General features: G+C 55.3%; 16 protein-coding genes. 6 read left to right on the top strand and 10 right to left on the bottom strand.

Annotated features, from left to right (window positions below):
• Positions 1 to 29 precede the first annotated feature (29 nt).
• From AC2FLB_RS18540 to AC2FLB_RS18530, 3 genes are read right to left on the bottom strand one after another with little or no spacing between them, the layout of a single operon-like run.
• Positions 30 to 1,865 (bottom strand): carbamoyltransferase family protein, encoded by a 1,836-nt coding sequence (locus AC2FLB_RS18540; RefSeq protein ID WP_142636420.1) that lies wholly within the window; start codon positions 1,863 to 1,865, stop codon positions 30 to 32.
• A gap of 4 nt (positions 1,866 to 1,869) precedes the next feature.
• A complete protein-coding gene (locus AC2FLB_RS18535; RefSeq protein WP_142636421.1) occupies positions 1,870 to 2,019 on the bottom strand; it encodes a DUF5989 family protein in 150 nt (49 codons plus the stop codon).
• 16 nt (positions 2,020 to 2,035) lie between these two features.
• A complete protein-coding gene (locus AC2FLB_RS18530; protein WP_142636423.1) occupies positions 2,036 to 2,440 on the bottom strand; it encodes an SxtJ family membrane protein in 405 nt (134 codons plus the stop codon).
• Positions 2,441 to 2,631: 191 nt separating this feature from the next.
• Between AC2FLB_RS18530 and AC2FLB_RS18525 the strand changes: the two genes are divergently transcribed.
• Genes AC2FLB_RS18525 through AC2FLB_RS18510 form a run of 4 tightly spaced genes read left to right on the top strand, consistent with a single transcriptional unit; the run spans position 2,632 to position 6,542 of the window.
• Positions 2,632 to 3,756 (top strand): MlaE family lipid ABC transporter permease subunit, encoded by a 1,125-nt coding sequence (locus AC2FLB_RS18525; RefSeq protein WP_496691555.1) that lies wholly within the window; start codon positions 2,632 to 2,634, stop codon positions 3,754 to 3,756.
• Position 3,757: 1 nt separating this feature from the next.
• A complete protein-coding gene (locus tag AC2FLB_RS18520; protein ID WP_496709824.1) occupies positions 3,758 to 4,573 on the top strand; it encodes an ABC transporter ATP-binding protein in 816 nt (271 codons plus the stop codon).
• 5 nt (positions 4,574 to 4,578) lie between these two features.
• Positions 4,579 to 5,895 (top strand): MlaD family protein, encoded by a 1,317-nt coding sequence (locus AC2FLB_RS18515; protein WP_496691554.1) that lies wholly within the window; start codon positions 4,579 to 4,581, stop codon positions 5,893 to 5,895.
• Positions 5,896 to 5,909: 14 nt separating this feature from the next.
• Positions 5,910 to 6,542, top strand: a complete 633-nt coding sequence (locus AC2FLB_RS18510; protein WP_496691553.1) for an ABC-type transport auxiliary lipoprotein family protein — start codon at positions 5,910 to 5,912, stop codon at positions 6,540 to 6,542.
• 19 nt (positions 6,543 to 6,561) lie between these two features.
• On the opposite strand, the gene AC2FLB_RS18505 is transcribed toward AC2FLB_RS18510, so the two are convergent.
• The 3 genes from AC2FLB_RS18505 to AC2FLB_RS18495 all read right to left on the bottom strand — a co-directional run bounded on the left by AC2FLB_RS18505 (position 6,562) and on the right by AC2FLB_RS18495 (position 10,677).
• Entirely contained in the window at positions 6,562 to 8,499 is a 1,938-nt protein-coding gene (locus AC2FLB_RS18505) for a vWA domain-containing protein (protein ID WP_496709823.1), read from the bottom strand.
• Positions 8,496 to 9,035, bottom strand: a complete 540-nt coding sequence (locus tag AC2FLB_RS18500; RefSeq protein WP_496691551.1) for an RNA polymerase sigma factor — start codon at positions 9,033 to 9,035, stop codon at positions 8,496 to 8,498. The genes AC2FLB_RS18505 and AC2FLB_RS18500 overlap by 4 nt, the downstream gene beginning before the upstream one ends.
• 61 nt (positions 9,036 to 9,096) lie before the next feature.
• On the bottom strand, positions 9,097 to 10,677 hold the full coding sequence (locus tag AC2FLB_RS18495; RefSeq protein WP_496698347.1) for an FMN-binding glutamate synthase family protein: 1,581 nt from the start codon (positions 10,675 to 10,677) through the stop codon (positions 9,097 to 9,099).
• Between the two features lie 36 nt (positions 10,678 to 10,713).
• Between AC2FLB_RS18495 and AC2FLB_RS18490 the strand changes: the two genes are divergently transcribed.
• Both AC2FLB_RS18490 and AC2FLB_RS18485 read left to right on the top strand, forming a co-directional pair.
• On the top strand, positions 10,714 to 11,262 hold the full coding sequence (locus AC2FLB_RS18490) for a fluoride efflux transporter FluC (protein ID WP_496709822.1): 549 nt from the start codon (positions 10,714 to 10,716) through the stop codon (positions 11,260 to 11,262).
• Complete coding sequence (locus tag AC2FLB_RS18485; RefSeq protein WP_496709821.1) at positions 11,259 to 11,621, top strand: fluoride efflux transporter FluC; 363 nt, start codon at positions 11,259 to 11,261, stop codon at positions 11,619 to 11,621. The genes AC2FLB_RS18490 and AC2FLB_RS18485 overlap by 4 nt, the downstream gene beginning before the upstream one ends.
• A gap of 16 nt (positions 11,622 to 11,637) precedes the next feature.
• On the opposite strand, the gene AC2FLB_RS18480 is transcribed toward AC2FLB_RS18485, so the two are convergent.
• From AC2FLB_RS18480 to AC2FLB_RS18465, 4 genes are read right to left on the bottom strand one after another with little or no spacing between them, the layout of a single operon-like run.
• Positions 11,638 to 11,946, bottom strand: a complete 309-nt coding sequence (locus AC2FLB_RS18480) for a cytochrome o ubiquinol oxidase subunit IV (protein ID WP_496676890.1) — start codon at positions 11,944 to 11,946, stop codon at positions 11,638 to 11,640.
• Positions 11,947 to 11,956: 10 nt separating this feature from the next.
• Positions 11,957 to 12,589, bottom strand: a complete 633-nt coding sequence (locus AC2FLB_RS18475) for a cytochrome c oxidase subunit 3 (protein WP_142639822.1) — start codon at positions 12,587 to 12,589, stop codon at positions 11,957 to 11,959.
• On the bottom strand, positions 12,586 to 14,676 hold the full coding sequence (locus AC2FLB_RS18470; protein WP_496709820.1) for a cbb3-type cytochrome c oxidase subunit I: 2,091 nt from the start codon (positions 14,674 to 14,676) through the stop codon (positions 12,586 to 12,588). Before AC2FLB_RS18470 ends, AC2FLB_RS18475 begins: the two co-directional genes overlap by 4 nt.
• Entirely contained in the window at positions 14,673 to 15,635 is a 963-nt protein-coding gene (locus AC2FLB_RS18465; protein WP_271949015.1) for a cytochrome ubiquinol oxidase subunit II family protein, read from the bottom strand. Before AC2FLB_RS18465 ends, AC2FLB_RS18470 begins: the two co-directional genes overlap by 4 nt.
• Positions 15,636 to 15,742 lie beyond the last annotated feature (107 nt).

Genomic DNA, 15,742 nt, shown 5'->3' with positions numbered 1-15,742 from the left:
TGTCGCGGTTCCGCCGCTTGCGCAACAGATTAGTCCAGCTCGTATTTTGTCTCGTAATTCTCCCTAAGTGCGGGATCCTGATCTTCCTTACGCAACAGGCAGTTCCCGATGGACAGGACCTCGATATCCGTTCCCATGAAACAGCGGAACGCATCGGTGGGCGTGCACACAATCGGTTCGCCGCGCACATTGAATGAAGTGTTCACCACCAAAGAGCATCCGGTCAGTTCTTTGAACTTTGAAATCAGCGCGTGATAGGCTGGGTTGGTCTCTTGGTGGACTGTCTGGATACGGGCAGAATAATCGACATGGGTCACAGCAGGAATGTCAGATCGTTTGACGTTCAGCTTTTCAATCCCGAACAGAGCGTCTTCTTCCTCGGTCATCTTGCGCCGGATTTTTTCCTGCACATCCGCCACAATCAACATGTAAGGGCTGTCGCCATCCAATTCGAACCAATCGGCTACGTCTTCGCGCAGAACAGATGGAGCAAATGGGCGGAAGCTTTCGCGATACTTGACCTTCAGGTTCAGCGTTTTCTGCATCGAAGCTGACCGTGGATCGCCCAGAATGGAGCGGGCACCCAACGCGCGCGGCCCGAATTCCATCCGCCCCTGGAACCAACCAACGGCCTTACCGTCAGCCAGCGCCTGCGCCGTCTGGTCAATCAACTCACCATTTTCATAGGTGGAAAACTTCGCACCGGCCGCCGCCAGTTCTTGCGCTATGTCGTCATCTTCATAACGCGGACCAAGATAGGCCCCCAGCATCTGATCACCCGAGGTCACTTGCCGCGGCTGCGCTAGCTCTTGATGCCAGGCCGCATAGGCAGCACCCAGCGCCCCGCCCGCATCACCCGCTGCGGGCTGCACCCAAACATTGTCGAAGGCGCCATCGCGAAGGATTTTGCCATTCGCGACACAGTTCAGAGCAACGCCTCCGGCCATGCAGAGGTTGCGTATACCATGCTCTTTCGCCAGGTCCCGAGTGATCCGCAGCATGATCTCTTCGGTCACGGCCTGAACCGAGGCGGCAATATCCATGTGGAACTGCGTCAGCTGGTCGGTTTCGGCTTTTCGAACCGGTTGGTCGAACAGCTCTTCCATCGCTTTGCTCGTCATGGTCAGACCAGCTGTATAGTTGAAATACTTCTGGTTCAGGCGGAACGAACCGTCCTCTTTCAGGTCGACAAGATGCTCAAGGATCAGATCCTTGTATTTGGGGTCGCCATAGGGTGCCAAGCCCATGACCTTGTATTCACCAGAATTCACCTTGAACCCGGTGTAATAGGTGAATGCAGAATACAGCAGACCCAGCGAATGCGGGAAATGCAGCTCTTTCACCATGGTCAGCTCGTTACCGCGACCAATACCCACGGTGGTGGTTGCCCATTCTCCGACTCCATCGACAGTCAGCACGACCGCGTCTTCGAAGGGCGAAGGATAGAACGCACTGGCCGCGTGACTGATGTGGTGCTCGGCGAACAGCAGTTTTTCGAGATCGAATTCCGGGTCGATTTTGCGAAGCTGCTTTGCAAGCAGATCCTTGAGAAACAGCTTCTCTCGCAGCCAGACCGGCATTGCCATGCGGAAGGAATTGAACCCGCGTGGCGCCACCGCAATGTAAGTCTCGATCAACCGTTCGAATTTTAGAAACGGTTTGTCGTAGAAAACCACATTGTCGACGTCTTCAAGCGCAACCCCCGATTCGGCCAGCACGTAATTGATGGCTTCTACCGGAAATCCGGGGTCGTGTTTGCGCCGTGTAAAACGCTCTTCCTGCGCGGCCGCAACGATCTTGCCGTCGCAAAGCAACGCCGCTGCGCTGTCGTGATACAGCGCCGAAATACCTAAAATGTATGCCATGTGATCAGAACAACGTGTAGACGAAAGGTGCAATCGCCGAGCCTTGGCTCAACACGATCAATCCACCAAACACACCCAAAACGATCAGAATGGGCAACAGCCAGAATTTCTTTCTGACTTTCATAAATGACCAGAGCTCGGATACGAATGTCACGCCTGGTACTCCCTTGTTAAAATTGCTGTTTCATGCTGCCGGGCTGCTCTTCACGAACAATCCAGTAGCTATCTGATGAACTGTCCAGTTTCTGTGACAGCAGGTCTTTTCCCAACAGGCGCGTAACCAGCCCAAACGGGACAAACGTAGTGATAAACACCAAAAACATGACGATTGGGGCCACAATCGCACCCAAAAGCATGCCGAGTTTGAACCAAAGCCGGTTCGGCACCTTCAGTGTAGCGGGTGCAAAAACTGTCAAAGCCAGAATAACCCCAGCGATAACCATTGGGATCAGGCGCACCGACCCTCCGCCCCACAAGGGCCAAAGAGCGATAATTATGAAGACAGCGGTGAAGACGTAACCAAAGCCCCGTTCGGACCCAATTTCGACTTCTACCTTCGCGTGATGATCAGACATTGAACACAACCATAATAACCAAACAAAAAACCTGCGCAAAGAATAACACTACTGGTTGCCGAAACAAGCCTTTTGCAAGCTCACACCATCATTCTTGCGATGAATGCCATCTTGCATCGCCTGATGGCTAAATACTTGAAGCGTGACAAAAACCCGTTGCAGCACCATGCAGATTCACATCAGATACCCCCATGACCCCGCCTACATTCACAACTGACCTGGATACGGATCAGGTTCACCTGCAGATATCGGGTGATCTTCACACCCAATCGCTGGATATGGTTGAGCGTGAATTCGCGAATTTCCATCCCAACGGCGGAACGGTCATAGTTGATTTGACAGGCGTTAAGGCACTCGACACGGGCGGGGCTTGGCTGATTGCCAGCCTTGTCCGCAAGGTGAAGTCCAGCGGCGGGCAGGTCGAGCTGCACGGTGCAACCGCCGCGCATTCCGCGCTGATCGAAACGGTTTCCCGCAACATGCCGGACGAATCCGCCCCTGATCCCGGAAAGCCAGATTTTCTGGATTGGGTGGCACGTGTCGGCGAGCGTACAGTCGGTGGCTGGAAAGACAGCTTGTCGTTGCTTGAGTTTCTGGGCCTGACGCTACACCGGCTGGTCCGCACAATCTTGATGCCGCGGCGTCTGCGGCGTGCTGCACTGGTATCGCAGATGGAAGAAACCGGATTGAAAGCGATTCCGATCGTTGCCCTTATGGGTTTTCTGATCGGCGTTGTACTAGCATTTCAGGGGGCCACGCAGCTCAAGCAGTTCGGGGCCGAGATATTCGTGGTCGAATTGATCTCGATCTCCGTGCTGCGTGAGCTGGGCATTTTGTTGACGGCAATCATTGTTGCGGGTCGATCGGGATCTGCCTTTACAGCTTCCATCGGCTCGATGAAGGTGCAAGAAGAAATAGATGCCATGCGGACGCTGGGCCTGGATCCGATCGAGGTTCTGGTCATTCCACGCGTTGTAGCGTTGCTGATCATGCTGCCAATCCTAGGGTTCATCGCCGATATCGCCGCCTTGATTGGCGGCGGACTTATGAGCTGGATCGACCTTGGAGTCAGCCCCGGAATGTTCGTGACCCGCCTCAAGGAAAACACCGGCATCTGGCAATTTGCCATCGGTATGATCAAGGCACCTTTCTTTGCGCTGGTCATCGGTATCATCGCCTGTTGGCAGGCCTTACAGGTCAAAGGATCGGCACAAAGTGTTGGGCAAAGAACCACCGCGTCCGTGGTCCAGGCGATCTTCTTGGTGATCGCGCTGGATGCCATGTTCTCGATCTTTTTCTCGGTACTGGGGGTCTGAAATGGACGGTGTAGCCCACGAACAGATGCCGATTGGCGACACCCAGCGCGAGGCGGTGATACGGGTCCGCAATCTGACCAACCGGTTCGGACCGCAGATCGTGCACCAGGATCTGAATTTGGATGTCTGGCGGGGCGAAGTACTGGGCATTGTCGGCGGCTCGGGCACGGGCAAATCCGTCTTGCTCCGCACCATCGTCGGCCTGAACAAACCGGCCGCGGGAAGCATCGAAGTTCTGGGCGTCGACGTCCTGAACGGCCCCGAACAAGAGAGGCGGCGCATCGAACGCCGCTGGGGCGTCGCCTTTCAGGACGGCGCGCTTTTCTCGTCGCTCACCGTGTTGCAGAATGTCGTAGCCCCCCTGCGCGAGCATACAGGAATAAGTGAAAGCCTTATGTCGGCGCTTGGCGGTCTGAAAATTAGCTTGGTCGGACTGCCGCAGCTGAGCTGTGGCAAATTCCCGTCTGAACTGTCGGGCGGGATGCGCAAACGTGCCGCTTTGGCGCGTGCGCTGGCGCTGGACCCTGAGATCGTATTTCTTGATGAACCAACGGCCGGTTTGGATCCCATCGGCGCCGCTGCTTATGACGACCTGATTGGCGAGCTTCAGCAAGCGCTGGGTCTGACTGTGTTTATGGTCACGCACGATCTGGATAGCCTTTATGCGATTTGCAACAGGATCGCAGTTCTTGCAGAAAAACGTGTTCTGGTTGATGGTCCGATTGAAGAGATGACCAAAGTCGATCATCCTTGGGTCCAAGAATATTTCACCGGCCCCCGGGCGCGCGCAGCACAAAAAAAGGGTCAGGACAGGTAACACCCATGGAAACCCGAGCAAATTATATCCTGATCGGTGCATTCACCCTAGCTGGAATACTGGGTGCGTTTGGCTTTTTTCTATGGCTGGCCAAATTCGAGGTTTCCCGGCAATACGCCTATTACAATGTACTGTTCGACAATGTTTCCGGCCTGTCTGCGGCAGGTGGCGTCAGTTACAACGGACTGCCAGTCGGGCAGGTAATCTCCCTTAACTTGGATGACGAGCACCCATCCAAAGTGCGCGTCCGCATTGAAGTAGACGCAAGTATCCCGGTGACCGAGGATACCGTCGCCCAGTTACAATCGCTTGGGGTCACCGGGGTCAGCTATGTGGAACTGACCGGAGGTTCGGCATCGGCCAAACGACTAGAGCAGGACAGCCTTATCAAAAGCAAACGCAGCACCATCCAGTCCTTGTTCGAAGGTGCCCCTAAACTGTTGGAAAAGGCGATTACGCTGATCGAGGATATCGACAAGGTGGTGGATGACAAGAACCGCCAGCAGGTATCTCAGATTCTGGAGAACGTATCTTCGGCCACCGGAAGGTTGGACAAAACCCTTGCAGATTTCGAAAACTTGTCCTCAGATTTGGGTGGCGCAGCTAAAGAAATTTCAGCCTTCTCAAAACGCCTCGAAAAATTGGCAGACACCGCAGAAACAACGCTGGAAGCCGGAACAAATACATTAAATAGCCTGAAAACCGCATCCGACACGGCTGTATCGGCCCTAGACAGCGCAAAAGATACTTTTGACGCAGCAGATCGCATCATGCAGCAGGATCTGCATCCCTTCATCGAACGGGCCTCGACCCTGGCAGACCACCTTACGGTCCTGACCGAAGATGGGCGCGTCGCGCTGGCCACGGTTTCCGAGACTTTCGTGAACGCAAACAAAACGCTTGGCTCCGTCACTGGTGCGATGGAAACAGCAAAGGGCACTTTGACCTCAGCTGAACGCGCATTTGACTCGGCCAATGAGGTGATCAACAAAGATATCGGCGTCGTCATGGATGATGTCCGCAATGCCGCCAACCAAGTGGCGTCCACGGTGACGAAAGTGACAGACAGGCTTGATGATATTTCAGCCGATATCCTCAGCGCGTCCAAATCGGCCTCGGAACTTTTGGGAACGATCGACGGCATCGTTCAGGACAATCGCCGTCAACTGTCCGATTTCATGCGGGTTGGCCTGCCACAATTCACGCGTTTCATAGAAGAATCCCAACGACTGGTGATCAGCCTCGATCGACTGGTGGACAAAGTTGAACGCGACCCCGCCCGTTTCCTTCTTGGGACCCAAGCATCGGAGTATCGTCAATGATCAGGCATTTGATTATGACCGCAGTTTTGGCGTCTTTGGGGGCGTGTACTGGACTGGAAACGCTGCGGCAGGCCTCAGAACCCAATGATCTCTATCTGCTGACACCCAAAAGCACGTTTTCTTCTTCGCTGCCACGCATCCAGAAACAGATCGTGGTCCAAGAGCCAACCGCGACTGCCGCGGTAAATACCGATCAAATTGCAGTTCAGCCGACACCTTTGCAGGTTCAATATCTGCCGCGTGCCAGATGGGTGGATCGTGCGCCGCTGATCGTCCAGGCGCTTTTGGTCGAAAGCTATGAAAACAGTGGACGGGTATCCGCCGTGGGTCGTTCGACCGTGGGGCTTCGTCCGGATTATGTGATTGTTCCCGATCTACGCGAGTTTCAGGGCATTGTCGTTAACCAGGATGGTGAAAGCTCGACCGTACGCGTCGAAGTTCGCATGAATATCAAGATCGTGGACGAGTTCGACGACAAAATCATCGCTTCGAATTCGTTCCAAGAGAACATAATTGCCAAAAGCAACCAGACCGAAGATCTGGTTACTGCCTTTGACGTTGCTCTGGGTAAAACCATGCGGGATGCTGTCGAATGGAGCATTCGTAGAATTAGTGCCCATACAGCCAACAACCCTAGGTCATTCTAGTTTCTCCCAAGCCCGGACCTTACTCAGCCAGCGTCTGGGCCAGACGCATCGAGGTGACAGCTTCAGCCCGATATCCGAAAGAATCCTCACCTCGGGACAGCGTGGCCAGATCAATGGCATCCGCATAGGACCAGCCGCCAAGATATTCTCCGCCCCGGAGCAACTGACCAAATCCTGCAATCGCATAGGAAAAGCGGATGTCATCCGTGACTGTCCCTTGTCCGGGTAAGATAGGCTGCTCCATCAGATTGCTTTGATCTTCACCAGGAAGCTTGTAACGCATTTTGAAGAAACCAATTTCCGCTGAATCATCCGATATGGATTGTTCAGCATACCGCAACGGGCCGTTTCTGATCGCATCGGAACCAACTGGCGTGACCTCGTAGATTGCCGTTACGGTGTGACCTGCTCCAATATCACCAGCATCCACTTTGTCATTTGAAAAGTCCTCGCGCTGCAGGGATCGGGTTTCATAACCGATCAGTCGGTATTCAGCGATCTGTGACGGGTTGAATTCGACCTGGATTTTGACGTCGTTGGCGATGGGGAAAAGCGCCCCGGTAAGTTGATCGACCAATACCTTTTGCGCCTCAACCAGCGTATCGATATATGCCGCCTGCCCGTTTCCGTTCTGGGCCAGAGCCTGCATGGTGGTATCGTCCAGATTGCCTCGGCCAAAACCCAGAACGCTTAGGAATGTACCACTGTCGCGCTTGCGGGCGATAAAATCCTTCAGGGCATCAGGGTCTGACAGACCCACATTGAAATCGCCATCGGTGGCCAGAATTACGCGGGTCACCTCACCGTCCGCAGCCATACCTTCTGCCACTTGATAGGCTTGCTGCAACCCGGCCTGCCCCGCTGTCGAGCCACCGGCTTCGAGCCTGTCGAGGGCTGAGAGAATGGTCGTCTTTTCGGCTGCCGCGGTCGGTGGCAAAACCTGCCCGGCACTTCCCGCATAGGTGACGATCGAAACCTGATCTTCCGGACTGAGTTCAGACAGCATCAACCTGAAAGACTGTTTCAGCAGCGGCAATTTGTTAGCATCCTGCATTGAGCCCGATGTGTCGATCAGGAAAACCAGGTTCAATGGAGGACGGTCTTCGATCTGGGGCATGACCCCTTGGATGCCGACATGAACAAGCTGCGTCCCCTCATTCCAAGGCGTCGGTGTCACGGTGATCGTAGAACGGAACGGTTCCGCCCCATCAGGCGCCGGGTAGGAATAGGGGAAATAGTTCACCATCTCTTCAACCCGCACCGCATCCTTGGGCGGCAGATGGCCATTCATCAAAGACGACCGAACAATGGCGTAAGAGGCGGTATCTACATCAATCGAAAAAGTCGAAACCGGTTCGTCCGTCGTGATCTTCAGCGAGTTGCTGTCCGCGTTGGCGAAAGTTTCGGTATTCTGTTCCGGCGCGGGAACAGTCTCATGTTGAAGGTCAAATTTCCCGACCGCCGATGCCGGCGCGCGCTGTAAAAGGTCCGCAGCCCCCAGCTGCGCAACGGCCCCCTGCCTCTTGGCGGAAGGTTCGATTGTTTCTTCAATCACAACAGGCGCCTCAACAACTGGTTCTTCGAGATTGGCCTCGGGCATATCCGCCACCAATAGGTCAGACTCCTGCCGTGCGTCGGCGCGGTCCTCGGACCAGGGCAGTGGCGCAACAACCTCGTCGCGCGTCTGCGGCAAGATCACAATCAGAGCCACAGCAGCAACTGCGGTGGTAGCGGTCAGGACACCGCGATAAGAGAGGGCATTCAACATGGCTTTCGCTCCTTCTGTCAGGCGGGCTATGAGGCCGCGCTTGACAGTGGGACGTCGCGCAGAGGTCGATCCTTGGATATTATCGAATTTTTTTTGCGCCTGGCTCAGATTTTCAATCCGTCGCGACGCATCCGGGGTCGGCGTGGCGGCGTCCATCAGCATCTTCAGCTTGTCCAGTTCATCGGTCATTGTGCCAGTTCCTCTTGCCGCAAGGCTCGCAGCCGTTTGCGGATATCTGACATCCTCCAGGACACTGTCCCTTCGGAAACACCCAGCACCTCTGCAGCTTCTGCATGAGTCATCTCATCCTCGAGGGTCAGGGCCAGAGTGTCTTGCAAGTCCTGTGGCAGGGACCGCATGGCCCGTTGCAACCAATCGACAGCCTCGGCCGTTTCCTGCACCTCGGCCCGGCGCATCTGCTCTACATCCCCCCAGCCGTGGGCCGCCTTTGTGTGACGCGTCGCGCGACGGCGTGCATCCTCGGCTGCATTGACAACAACACGGTACAACCATGTCGTAAACCGGGCTTCGGCACGAAAACCTACGATCTTTGACGGCAAGGCGGCGCATATATCCTGCGTCAGATCTTCGGCCTGATCCGCGCGTCCTGTCAGTCGAAAAGCCAACCGAAAGACCCTGTCGTAGTGGCGTGCCAATAGCGTGGCAAACGCATCAGCGTCCCCTGCAGCAGCGGCCTTTGCCAGATTCTCATCCGATGTTTTCATGCGCATCACAATGGGTAAGACGAACCAAAAACATCAATCCTTGGCAATGCACACAAAAAAATCAGAAATGATCCGCCGATGCGCGATTCCAGTCCTCTGCATATTCATCCGGAAGCGGAGCCTTCAGCAAAGCGCCTTCTTCAAGATGCAAATAGAGTTCAGCATAAGAGCGATCTCTTTCATCTGCAGTACGCCGAAGGATGTCCGAAGGGTGAAGTTCGGAGACCTTTTCCTTGCCCATGGCGCCCAGCAGCTCGCGAAAGCTCTCTAAAGTCGCGTCGTGATAGCGATGTACCCGTTGTCTTTTTTGCGGAACATTCACAGCGCGGCCTCGGACCGGATCCTGTGTGGCCACGCCGGACGGGCATCGGTTTGTGTTGCAGTGAAGCGCCTGAATGCATCCCACTGCAAACATCATTGCCCTTGCCGCATTACACATATCGGCCCCAAGCGCGCATTTCTCGATGATGTCATAGCCTGTGGCGACTTTGCCCGAGCAAATTATGCGGATCTTATCGCGCAAACCCACACCGCGCAGACAGTTATTCACGAAAATCAACGCCTCGTTCAAAGGCATGCCCAACCGGTTGGTGAATTCTACAGGGGCCGCGCCCGTGCCGCCTTCGGCACCATCAATGGTGATAAAATCAGGCAGGATGCCTGTTTCCAGCATGGCTTTGCATATCGCTAAGAACTCGGACGGACGACCAATGCACAACTTAAACCCAATAGGTTTGCCACCCGACATCTCGCGCAGATTTTGAACGAAATTCATCAAGCCGGTAGGTCCGTCAAATGCGGAATGAATTGGCGGAGAGATCACGTCCTGATGCAGGGGAACACCGCGTATCTGCGCAATCTCTTCATCCACCTTGGCCGCAGGCAACACCCCCCCGTGCGAGGGCTTGGCCCCTTGCGACAGCTTGATTTCAATCGCCTTGACGACCTCGTTCCTGGCTCTTTCGGTGAATTTGTCTTTGTCGAACCCGCCATCCGGTGCGCGGCATCCGAAATACCCAGTGCCAATCTGCCAGATGATATCCCCACCTTCGGCCAGATGGTGCGGCGACAGACCACCCTCACCCGTATTATGCGCAAAACCTCCATCCTTTGCCCCACCATTCAACGCTCGGATTGCATTGGCGCTGAGGGCACCAAAGCTCATCGCTGAAACGTTCAGGCGCGAGGCACTATAGGGTTGGGAACATTGCGGCCCGCCCAACATCACCCGTTCTTCGCTTTCCGGCACATGTTTGGGCGCAAGCGAGTGATTGGCCCTGTGGTATCCAACGGTTTGGATGTCGTATTGGGTTCCAAATGCCTGGGTATCAACCTGCCCTTTGGCACGGGAATAAACCAGACTGCGAATGATGCGGTTATAGGGACGGCCGTTTTCGTTGGTTTCAACAAAATATTGCCGTATCTCTGGGCTGACGAATTCCAGCATATACCGGAAATGTCCCAGAACCGGGTAGTTATTCAGTACGTTATGTCTGGTGGTCAGTAGATCATAGAGACCGGTCACCGCGTATGGGATTAGAACAATAAGAAACCAATGAGCCGGTGGCCAGAAAAACCCAGCCAAAACTGTCAATGGCAGACACACAAGGCTCAATACGTAATAGAGTCTGCGTACAATCATTCGTGCTCTCCCAATATGGCGGTACCCTGTGTCAACGTGAAACAAATTCGCGATTATACGCAAGCCTTTACGCCCGAAATCACGCAAATGGTTGAACTTGTGATCCGCCAAGTGCGGTTGATCCCGGTCGCACCAATCGGTATCCCCGATAACAGACTAACGCGGGTGGGATCAGCAGCTGTGAAAAAATCGCAAACAGCATGGGCCACGGCTCTCATGTTCTGCGCCGTTTTCACGGGTGGCGCGGCTGGGTCACTGGTCAGAGAAGCGTTGTCGCTCGGGATCTCGGGCCTGCCGATCTTGACCGAGACCTTTGGCATCAATATAGCCGCATGCTTTGTGCTTGGCTGGTTATACGCCATCCGGCACCGGGTGCATGCCCACGTCCTGCATTTGGGCGCGGTTGGGTTTTGTGGCGGGTTATCTACGTTTTCCTCATTTGTCGCGGAATTGGAACGTCTGGCCGAGGTCAGTTTCGGTTTTGCCCTCGCTGCGGCGGGTTTGGAAATTGTGGCGGGTCTGGCTGCAGCAATTTTGGGTGAAACTGTCGGGCGTCGCTTTTCAACACCGAGGTCGTCAGAATGAGCGATCTCTACCTGCACGCAATGTTTGGTTTGGGCGGCGGTTTGGGCGCGGTTCTGCGGCACTGGATCGCCATTCGAATTCGCCATGACCTGCCCGTGGCAACGCTGATCGTGAACGTCTTTGGCAGTCTGTTGCTTGGGCTTTGGGTCGGGTATCTGGGCGGACCGACGGGCGTCAGCCTGGAGGAACAGCGCCTGGTGTTCGGCTTTTGTGGCGGCTTTACCACTTTCTCCAGCTTTGCATACCAGTCCCTGGAACTGCGGCGCGAACGCACAATCGCTACGGCGGCGGGCAATATCGCGCTGAGCCTTTTGCTGTGTTGGGGCGCGCTGTGGCTTGGGCTGATGGCGATGCGCTGATCCGGTGCAGCCGGACCTACATCGGATAGGTATGCATCCGCACCGCCAGATTCCCCATTATCCAGACCGTCCCAACAATGATGATCAATAGAACCATCGTGGAAAACAGGACCAGGTCCAGGTCCTCGCGGCTGCTGCGTCGACGGTCGATATGCAGGAAATACACCAGTTGAACAATCAACTGCGCCAGCCCCAACAAACCGATCGACAAATAAACGCCCTTGGTCTCGATCCCGAACGTATATGCAATGGTAAAGACCGCCAGTGTCAGCAGCAGCGATCCGCCATAGCCAATCACATATCGGCGGCGTTCACGTCGGTGCATTTCGCTGCGCCTATCCATAGGTCAGCCCTCCGAAATAGACGATCGTGATTATGCCGATCCAGATGAGGTCGAGAAAATGCCAGAACAGGGCCAGACGAACCACCCGTGACATCAGAACGTCGGTTAGACCAAACACACGCAGCTGAATACCCAGAACGATCAACCACAGACACCCCGCAGCGACATGCAGCCCGTGCAGCGGCACAAGCCCGTAAAACGCTGACAGAAACCCGCTGCGCTGTGGAATGCCACCCTTTTCCGCCATAGCCAGAAAGTCACGTATCTCAAGTACCAGAAAGCTGAGACCCAGAACCAGAGTTACCGCGAACCAAAGCACGATACGGGGCCGTGGCAGGTTGTATTTCAACGCCAGCATCGCAAGGCCCACTGTAAGGCTGCTGGTCAACAGGATCAGGGTCTGGGCAAAAATGCTGGTCAGGTCGAACAGCTCATGCGGACCGGGCCCACCCGCCTGCGCGTCGATCATGGTGATATAGATCGCGAACATCAGGCCGAAATAGACCAGATCGCTCATCAGAAAGACCCAGAACCCAAAGGTGACCACTTCGCTGGCCTTGTCGGCACCCGGATGCCGTCGGCCCAAGTTTAGGCCCGGATAGCTGTGTGTCGGCGCGCGTTTCATGTAGTGGCCTCCAGATCGGGACGGGCCAGGCCGCGGTTCTCGGGCGCGTATTCATGATCGCGATTGACCGGAGCCGATGCGCGCACGAGATCAAGCCAGGCTTCATGCTCTTTGCGGACCTGCTCGGCCGGAATAACCTCTTCGGTGTCGGTTCTGAAAGTCCAGGCGATGAAGGCCGCCAACATCGCGGCTGTCGTCGCAATAGCCAGCCACCAGATCCACCAGACCAGCGCAAACATCCAGATACCGCTGAGCACGCACAGACCGAACCCGATCGCCGTATTGCGTGGCATGAGGATATCTTCATAGGCATCAAGGGACGGATAGGCGTTGCCGCGCTCTTTTGCGGCGGCAAAATCATCCCGGTCGGTCACATGCGGAATGATTGCAAAGTTATACGGAGGCGGCGGTGCCGGAATTGACCATTCCAGCGTGCGCCCATCCCAAGGGTCGCCAACCGGAACGCGGGTTTTTTCCCGGTCTCGAATGCTGACCCAAAGCTGGACAATGATCGACAGAAGCGCTGCGATAATGACCATAGACCCAAGCACGGCGACGATCATATAGGGGTGAAAGCTGGGGTCTTCCCAACTGTAAGATCGACGCGGCATCCCCATCAGGCCGACAAAATAAAGCGGCAGGAAGGTCAACATAAATCCAACGGTCCACAACGCGACAGATATCCGTCCCCAGCCTTCATTCAGGCGGAAACCAAAAGCTTTGGGGAACCAATAGTTGTATCCCGCAAGCAGGCCAAACAGGACGCCAGGCAGCAGCACATTGTGAAAATGCGCGACCAGGAACAGGGTGTTATGCACCTGATAGTCGATGGTCGGATTGGCCAGGATGACGCCCGACAACCCTCCGATCACGAACAGCATCAGGAAAGACAACCCATAGAGCATCGGGACCGAGAACCGGATACGCCCGCGAAACAGCGTGGCCATCCAATCATAAACTTTCACGCCAGTCGGTATGGCGATCAGCATCGTGGCAATCCCAAACACCGCATTGATCAGCGCGCTTTGGCCCATAGTGAAAAAGTGGTGCAGCCAGACCGTGAAGGACAGCACCGCAATCGACATCGTTGCAATCACCAAGGAGTTGTACCCGTACAGGCGCTTGGCCGAGAAGGTCGCAAAAACCTCGGAATAGATACCATAGGCGGGCAGGACCAACAGATAGACCTCGGGATGTCCGAACAGCCAGAACAGGTTGGCATAGTTCATCATGTTGCCGCCAAGGTCATTGGTGAAAAAGTGGAAATCCAAGTACCGGTCTGCGGCCAGCATCAGCGCCGCAACACCCAGCGGCGGCATGGCAAAGACAATCAGGATCGAGCTGCAGATGATCGTCCAGCAATACATCGGCAACCGCATGAACTGCATCCCCGGCGCGCGCATCTTGTAGATCGTAACGGCAAAGTTGATTCCGGTCAGCGTCGTTCCGATCCCCGACACAACGATGGCCCAAATCCAATAATCCGGCCCTACGCCGGGATTGAAGGCTGCACCGGTAAAGGGAGGGTAGGCCGTCCAGCCCCCGGTCGAGAACTCTCCGACCACCAGGGAAACCATCAGCATCATGCCCGAGGACACGGTCAGGCCTAGGCTGATCTGGTTCATCACCGGGAATGCCACGTCGCGGGCGCCTATCATCAGCGGGATCAGGAAATTGGCGGCACCGAACACAAACGGCACGGCCACGAAGAAGATCATGATCGTGCCATGGGTACTGAAAAGCTCGGCGAAATGCTCGGCTTCCAGAAAGCCTTCGCCCGGCCCTGCGGCTTGCTGGGCGCGCATGACAACGCCTTCCAGAACCCCCCGCGCCAGCATCACGATGGCAAAGACGATATACATGATGCCGATCTTCTTGTGGTCGGCGCTGGTCAGCCAGTCACGCCACAGCGGCCCCCACAGACGAAACCATGTCAGCAGCCCCACAACGGCAATGACGCCCACAATCACGATCCCAGCGGCAGCATTTGCCACGATCTCATTTGCGTTGGGCGACTGGATCAACCCGGTGATCGGAAAAGCATCCCAGTTTAGACGGCCGAAAAAACCAGTCTCGACATCGGTCATTGTGTTTTCTCCTGACCATATTCGGCAGTGCCCGGTTGCTGATCGGCAGGCAAGGGTGTGGCCCCGTGATAGCGGTGCAGGATCGACTGAAACAGATCACCATCGGCTAGCGTGAAATACAGCGCATCAGTCGGCATCTGATCATTGCCCAACATGGCCTGCACCTCGTCCCGGTCCGTTCGCATGGCAAGCGTTCGGTATGTTTCAGCGCTCAACGGAACCCCGTTTGCCTGGACATTCTCGGCCCAGTCATTGAACTCCTGAGGCGCCATGGCAATGGCTTTGAATTTCTGCTTGGTAAAGCCGCGTCCGTTATACTGCGTATTTTCGCCCTGCATTGTTTCGGGCCTATCGGCGACAAGGTGCAATTTGGTCGTCATCCCCGGCATGGCATAGATTTGCCCGGCCAGTGCCGGGATCATAAAGGACTGCATCACCGTATCTGTTGTCAGTGTGACAGCCACCTGTTGGTTGACCGGGAGCCCCATCTCACCGACGCTGGCGATGCCAAGATCGGGGTAGATGAACAGCCACTTCCAGTCGAGACCAACAACCTGCACTTTCAGCGCCGGTTCTTCTCCGAATGAGGTCTCGTAAGGGTCCAGCCGGTGGGTGGCTTTCCACAAATAGAATGAAAGGATGGCCACAATAACAACCGGGATACCCCACATGAGAAACTCCAACCGGGCGGAAAAATCCCATTCCGGTCGATAGTCTGCCTGCCCCTCCTTTCGCCTTCGATACCGTATGGCAATCAAAGGCACCAGGATCAGAACCGGAACAACTGCGACCAGTATCAGAACAGTTGCCCGTAAAAGGTGGCTTTTCTGAAGGGCGGCGACGGGTCCCTGAGGGTCCAAGAAATTGTTGCTGGCTTCGGCAACCGGCACAAAGCCAAGACCTGCGATGGCGGCAGACAGGACAACCAAGGATGCAAAAGACGGTCTGGAATATGTCACGCCTGTTCATCCTCATTTCAAAATTGATTGGGACAACTATCGGCAGAGTCCTGAATTTTCACAAGGATTTTTACGCAGCTCTGCCAGTTTCCCGAGATTTGATCTTG

This window comes from Ruegeria sp. CDSA236 (assembly GCF_059611285.1).
The sequence above is the reverse complement of the archived record's forward strand: the minus strand, read 5'-3'. Positions and strand labels throughout refer to the sequence as shown.

Bases quoted from the DNA above. Each gene is read 5' to 3' on its own strand.
- AC2FLB_RS18540 (WP_142636420.1), bottom strand. From the start codon at position 1,865: ATGGCATACATTTTAGGTATTTCGGCGCTGTATCACGACAGCGCAGCG.
- AC2FLB_RS18530 (WP_142636423.1), bottom strand. From the start codon at position 2,440: ATGTCTGATCATCACGCGAAGGTAGAAGTCGAAATTGGGTCCGAACGG.
- AC2FLB_RS18525 (WP_496691555.1), top strand. From the start codon at position 2,632: ATGACCCCGCCTACATTCACAACTGACCTGGATACGGATCAGGTTCAC.
- AC2FLB_RS18520 (WP_496709824.1), top strand. From the start codon at position 3,758: ATGGACGGTGTAGCCCACGAACAGATGCCGATTGGCGACACCCAGCGC.
- AC2FLB_RS18515 (WP_496691554.1), top strand. From the start codon at position 4,579: ATGGAAACCCGAGCAAATTATATCCTGATCGGTGCATTCACCCTAGCT.
- AC2FLB_RS18510 (WP_496691553.1), top strand. From the start codon at position 5,910: ATGACCGCAGTTTTGGCGTCTTTGGGGGCGTGTACTGGACTGGAAACG.
- AC2FLB_RS18505 (WP_496709823.1), bottom strand. From the start codon at position 8,499: ATGACCGATGAACTGGACAAGCTGAAGATGCTGATGGACGCCGCCACG.
- AC2FLB_RS18500 (WP_496691551.1), bottom strand. From the start codon at position 9,035: ATGAAAACATCGGATGAGAATCTGGCAAAGGCCGCTGCTGCAGGGGAC.
- AC2FLB_RS18495 (WP_496698347.1), bottom strand. From the start codon at position 10,677: ATGATTGTACGCAGACTCTATTACGTATTGAGCCTTGTGTGTCTGCCA.
- AC2FLB_RS18485 (WP_496709821.1), top strand. From the start codon at position 11,259: ATGAGCGATCTCTACCTGCACGCAATGTTTGGTTTGGGCGGCGGTTTG.
- AC2FLB_RS18480 (WP_496676890.1), bottom strand. From the start codon at position 11,946: ATGCACCGACGTGAACGCCGCCGATATGTGATTGGCTATGGCGGATCG.
- AC2FLB_RS18475 (WP_142639822.1), bottom strand. From the start codon at position 12,589: ATGAAACGCGCGCCGACACACAGCTATCCGGGCCTAAACTTGGGCCGA.
- AC2FLB_RS18470 (WP_496709820.1), bottom strand. From the start codon at position 14,676: ATGACCGATGTCGAGACTGGTTTTTTCGGCCGTCTAAACTGGGATGCT.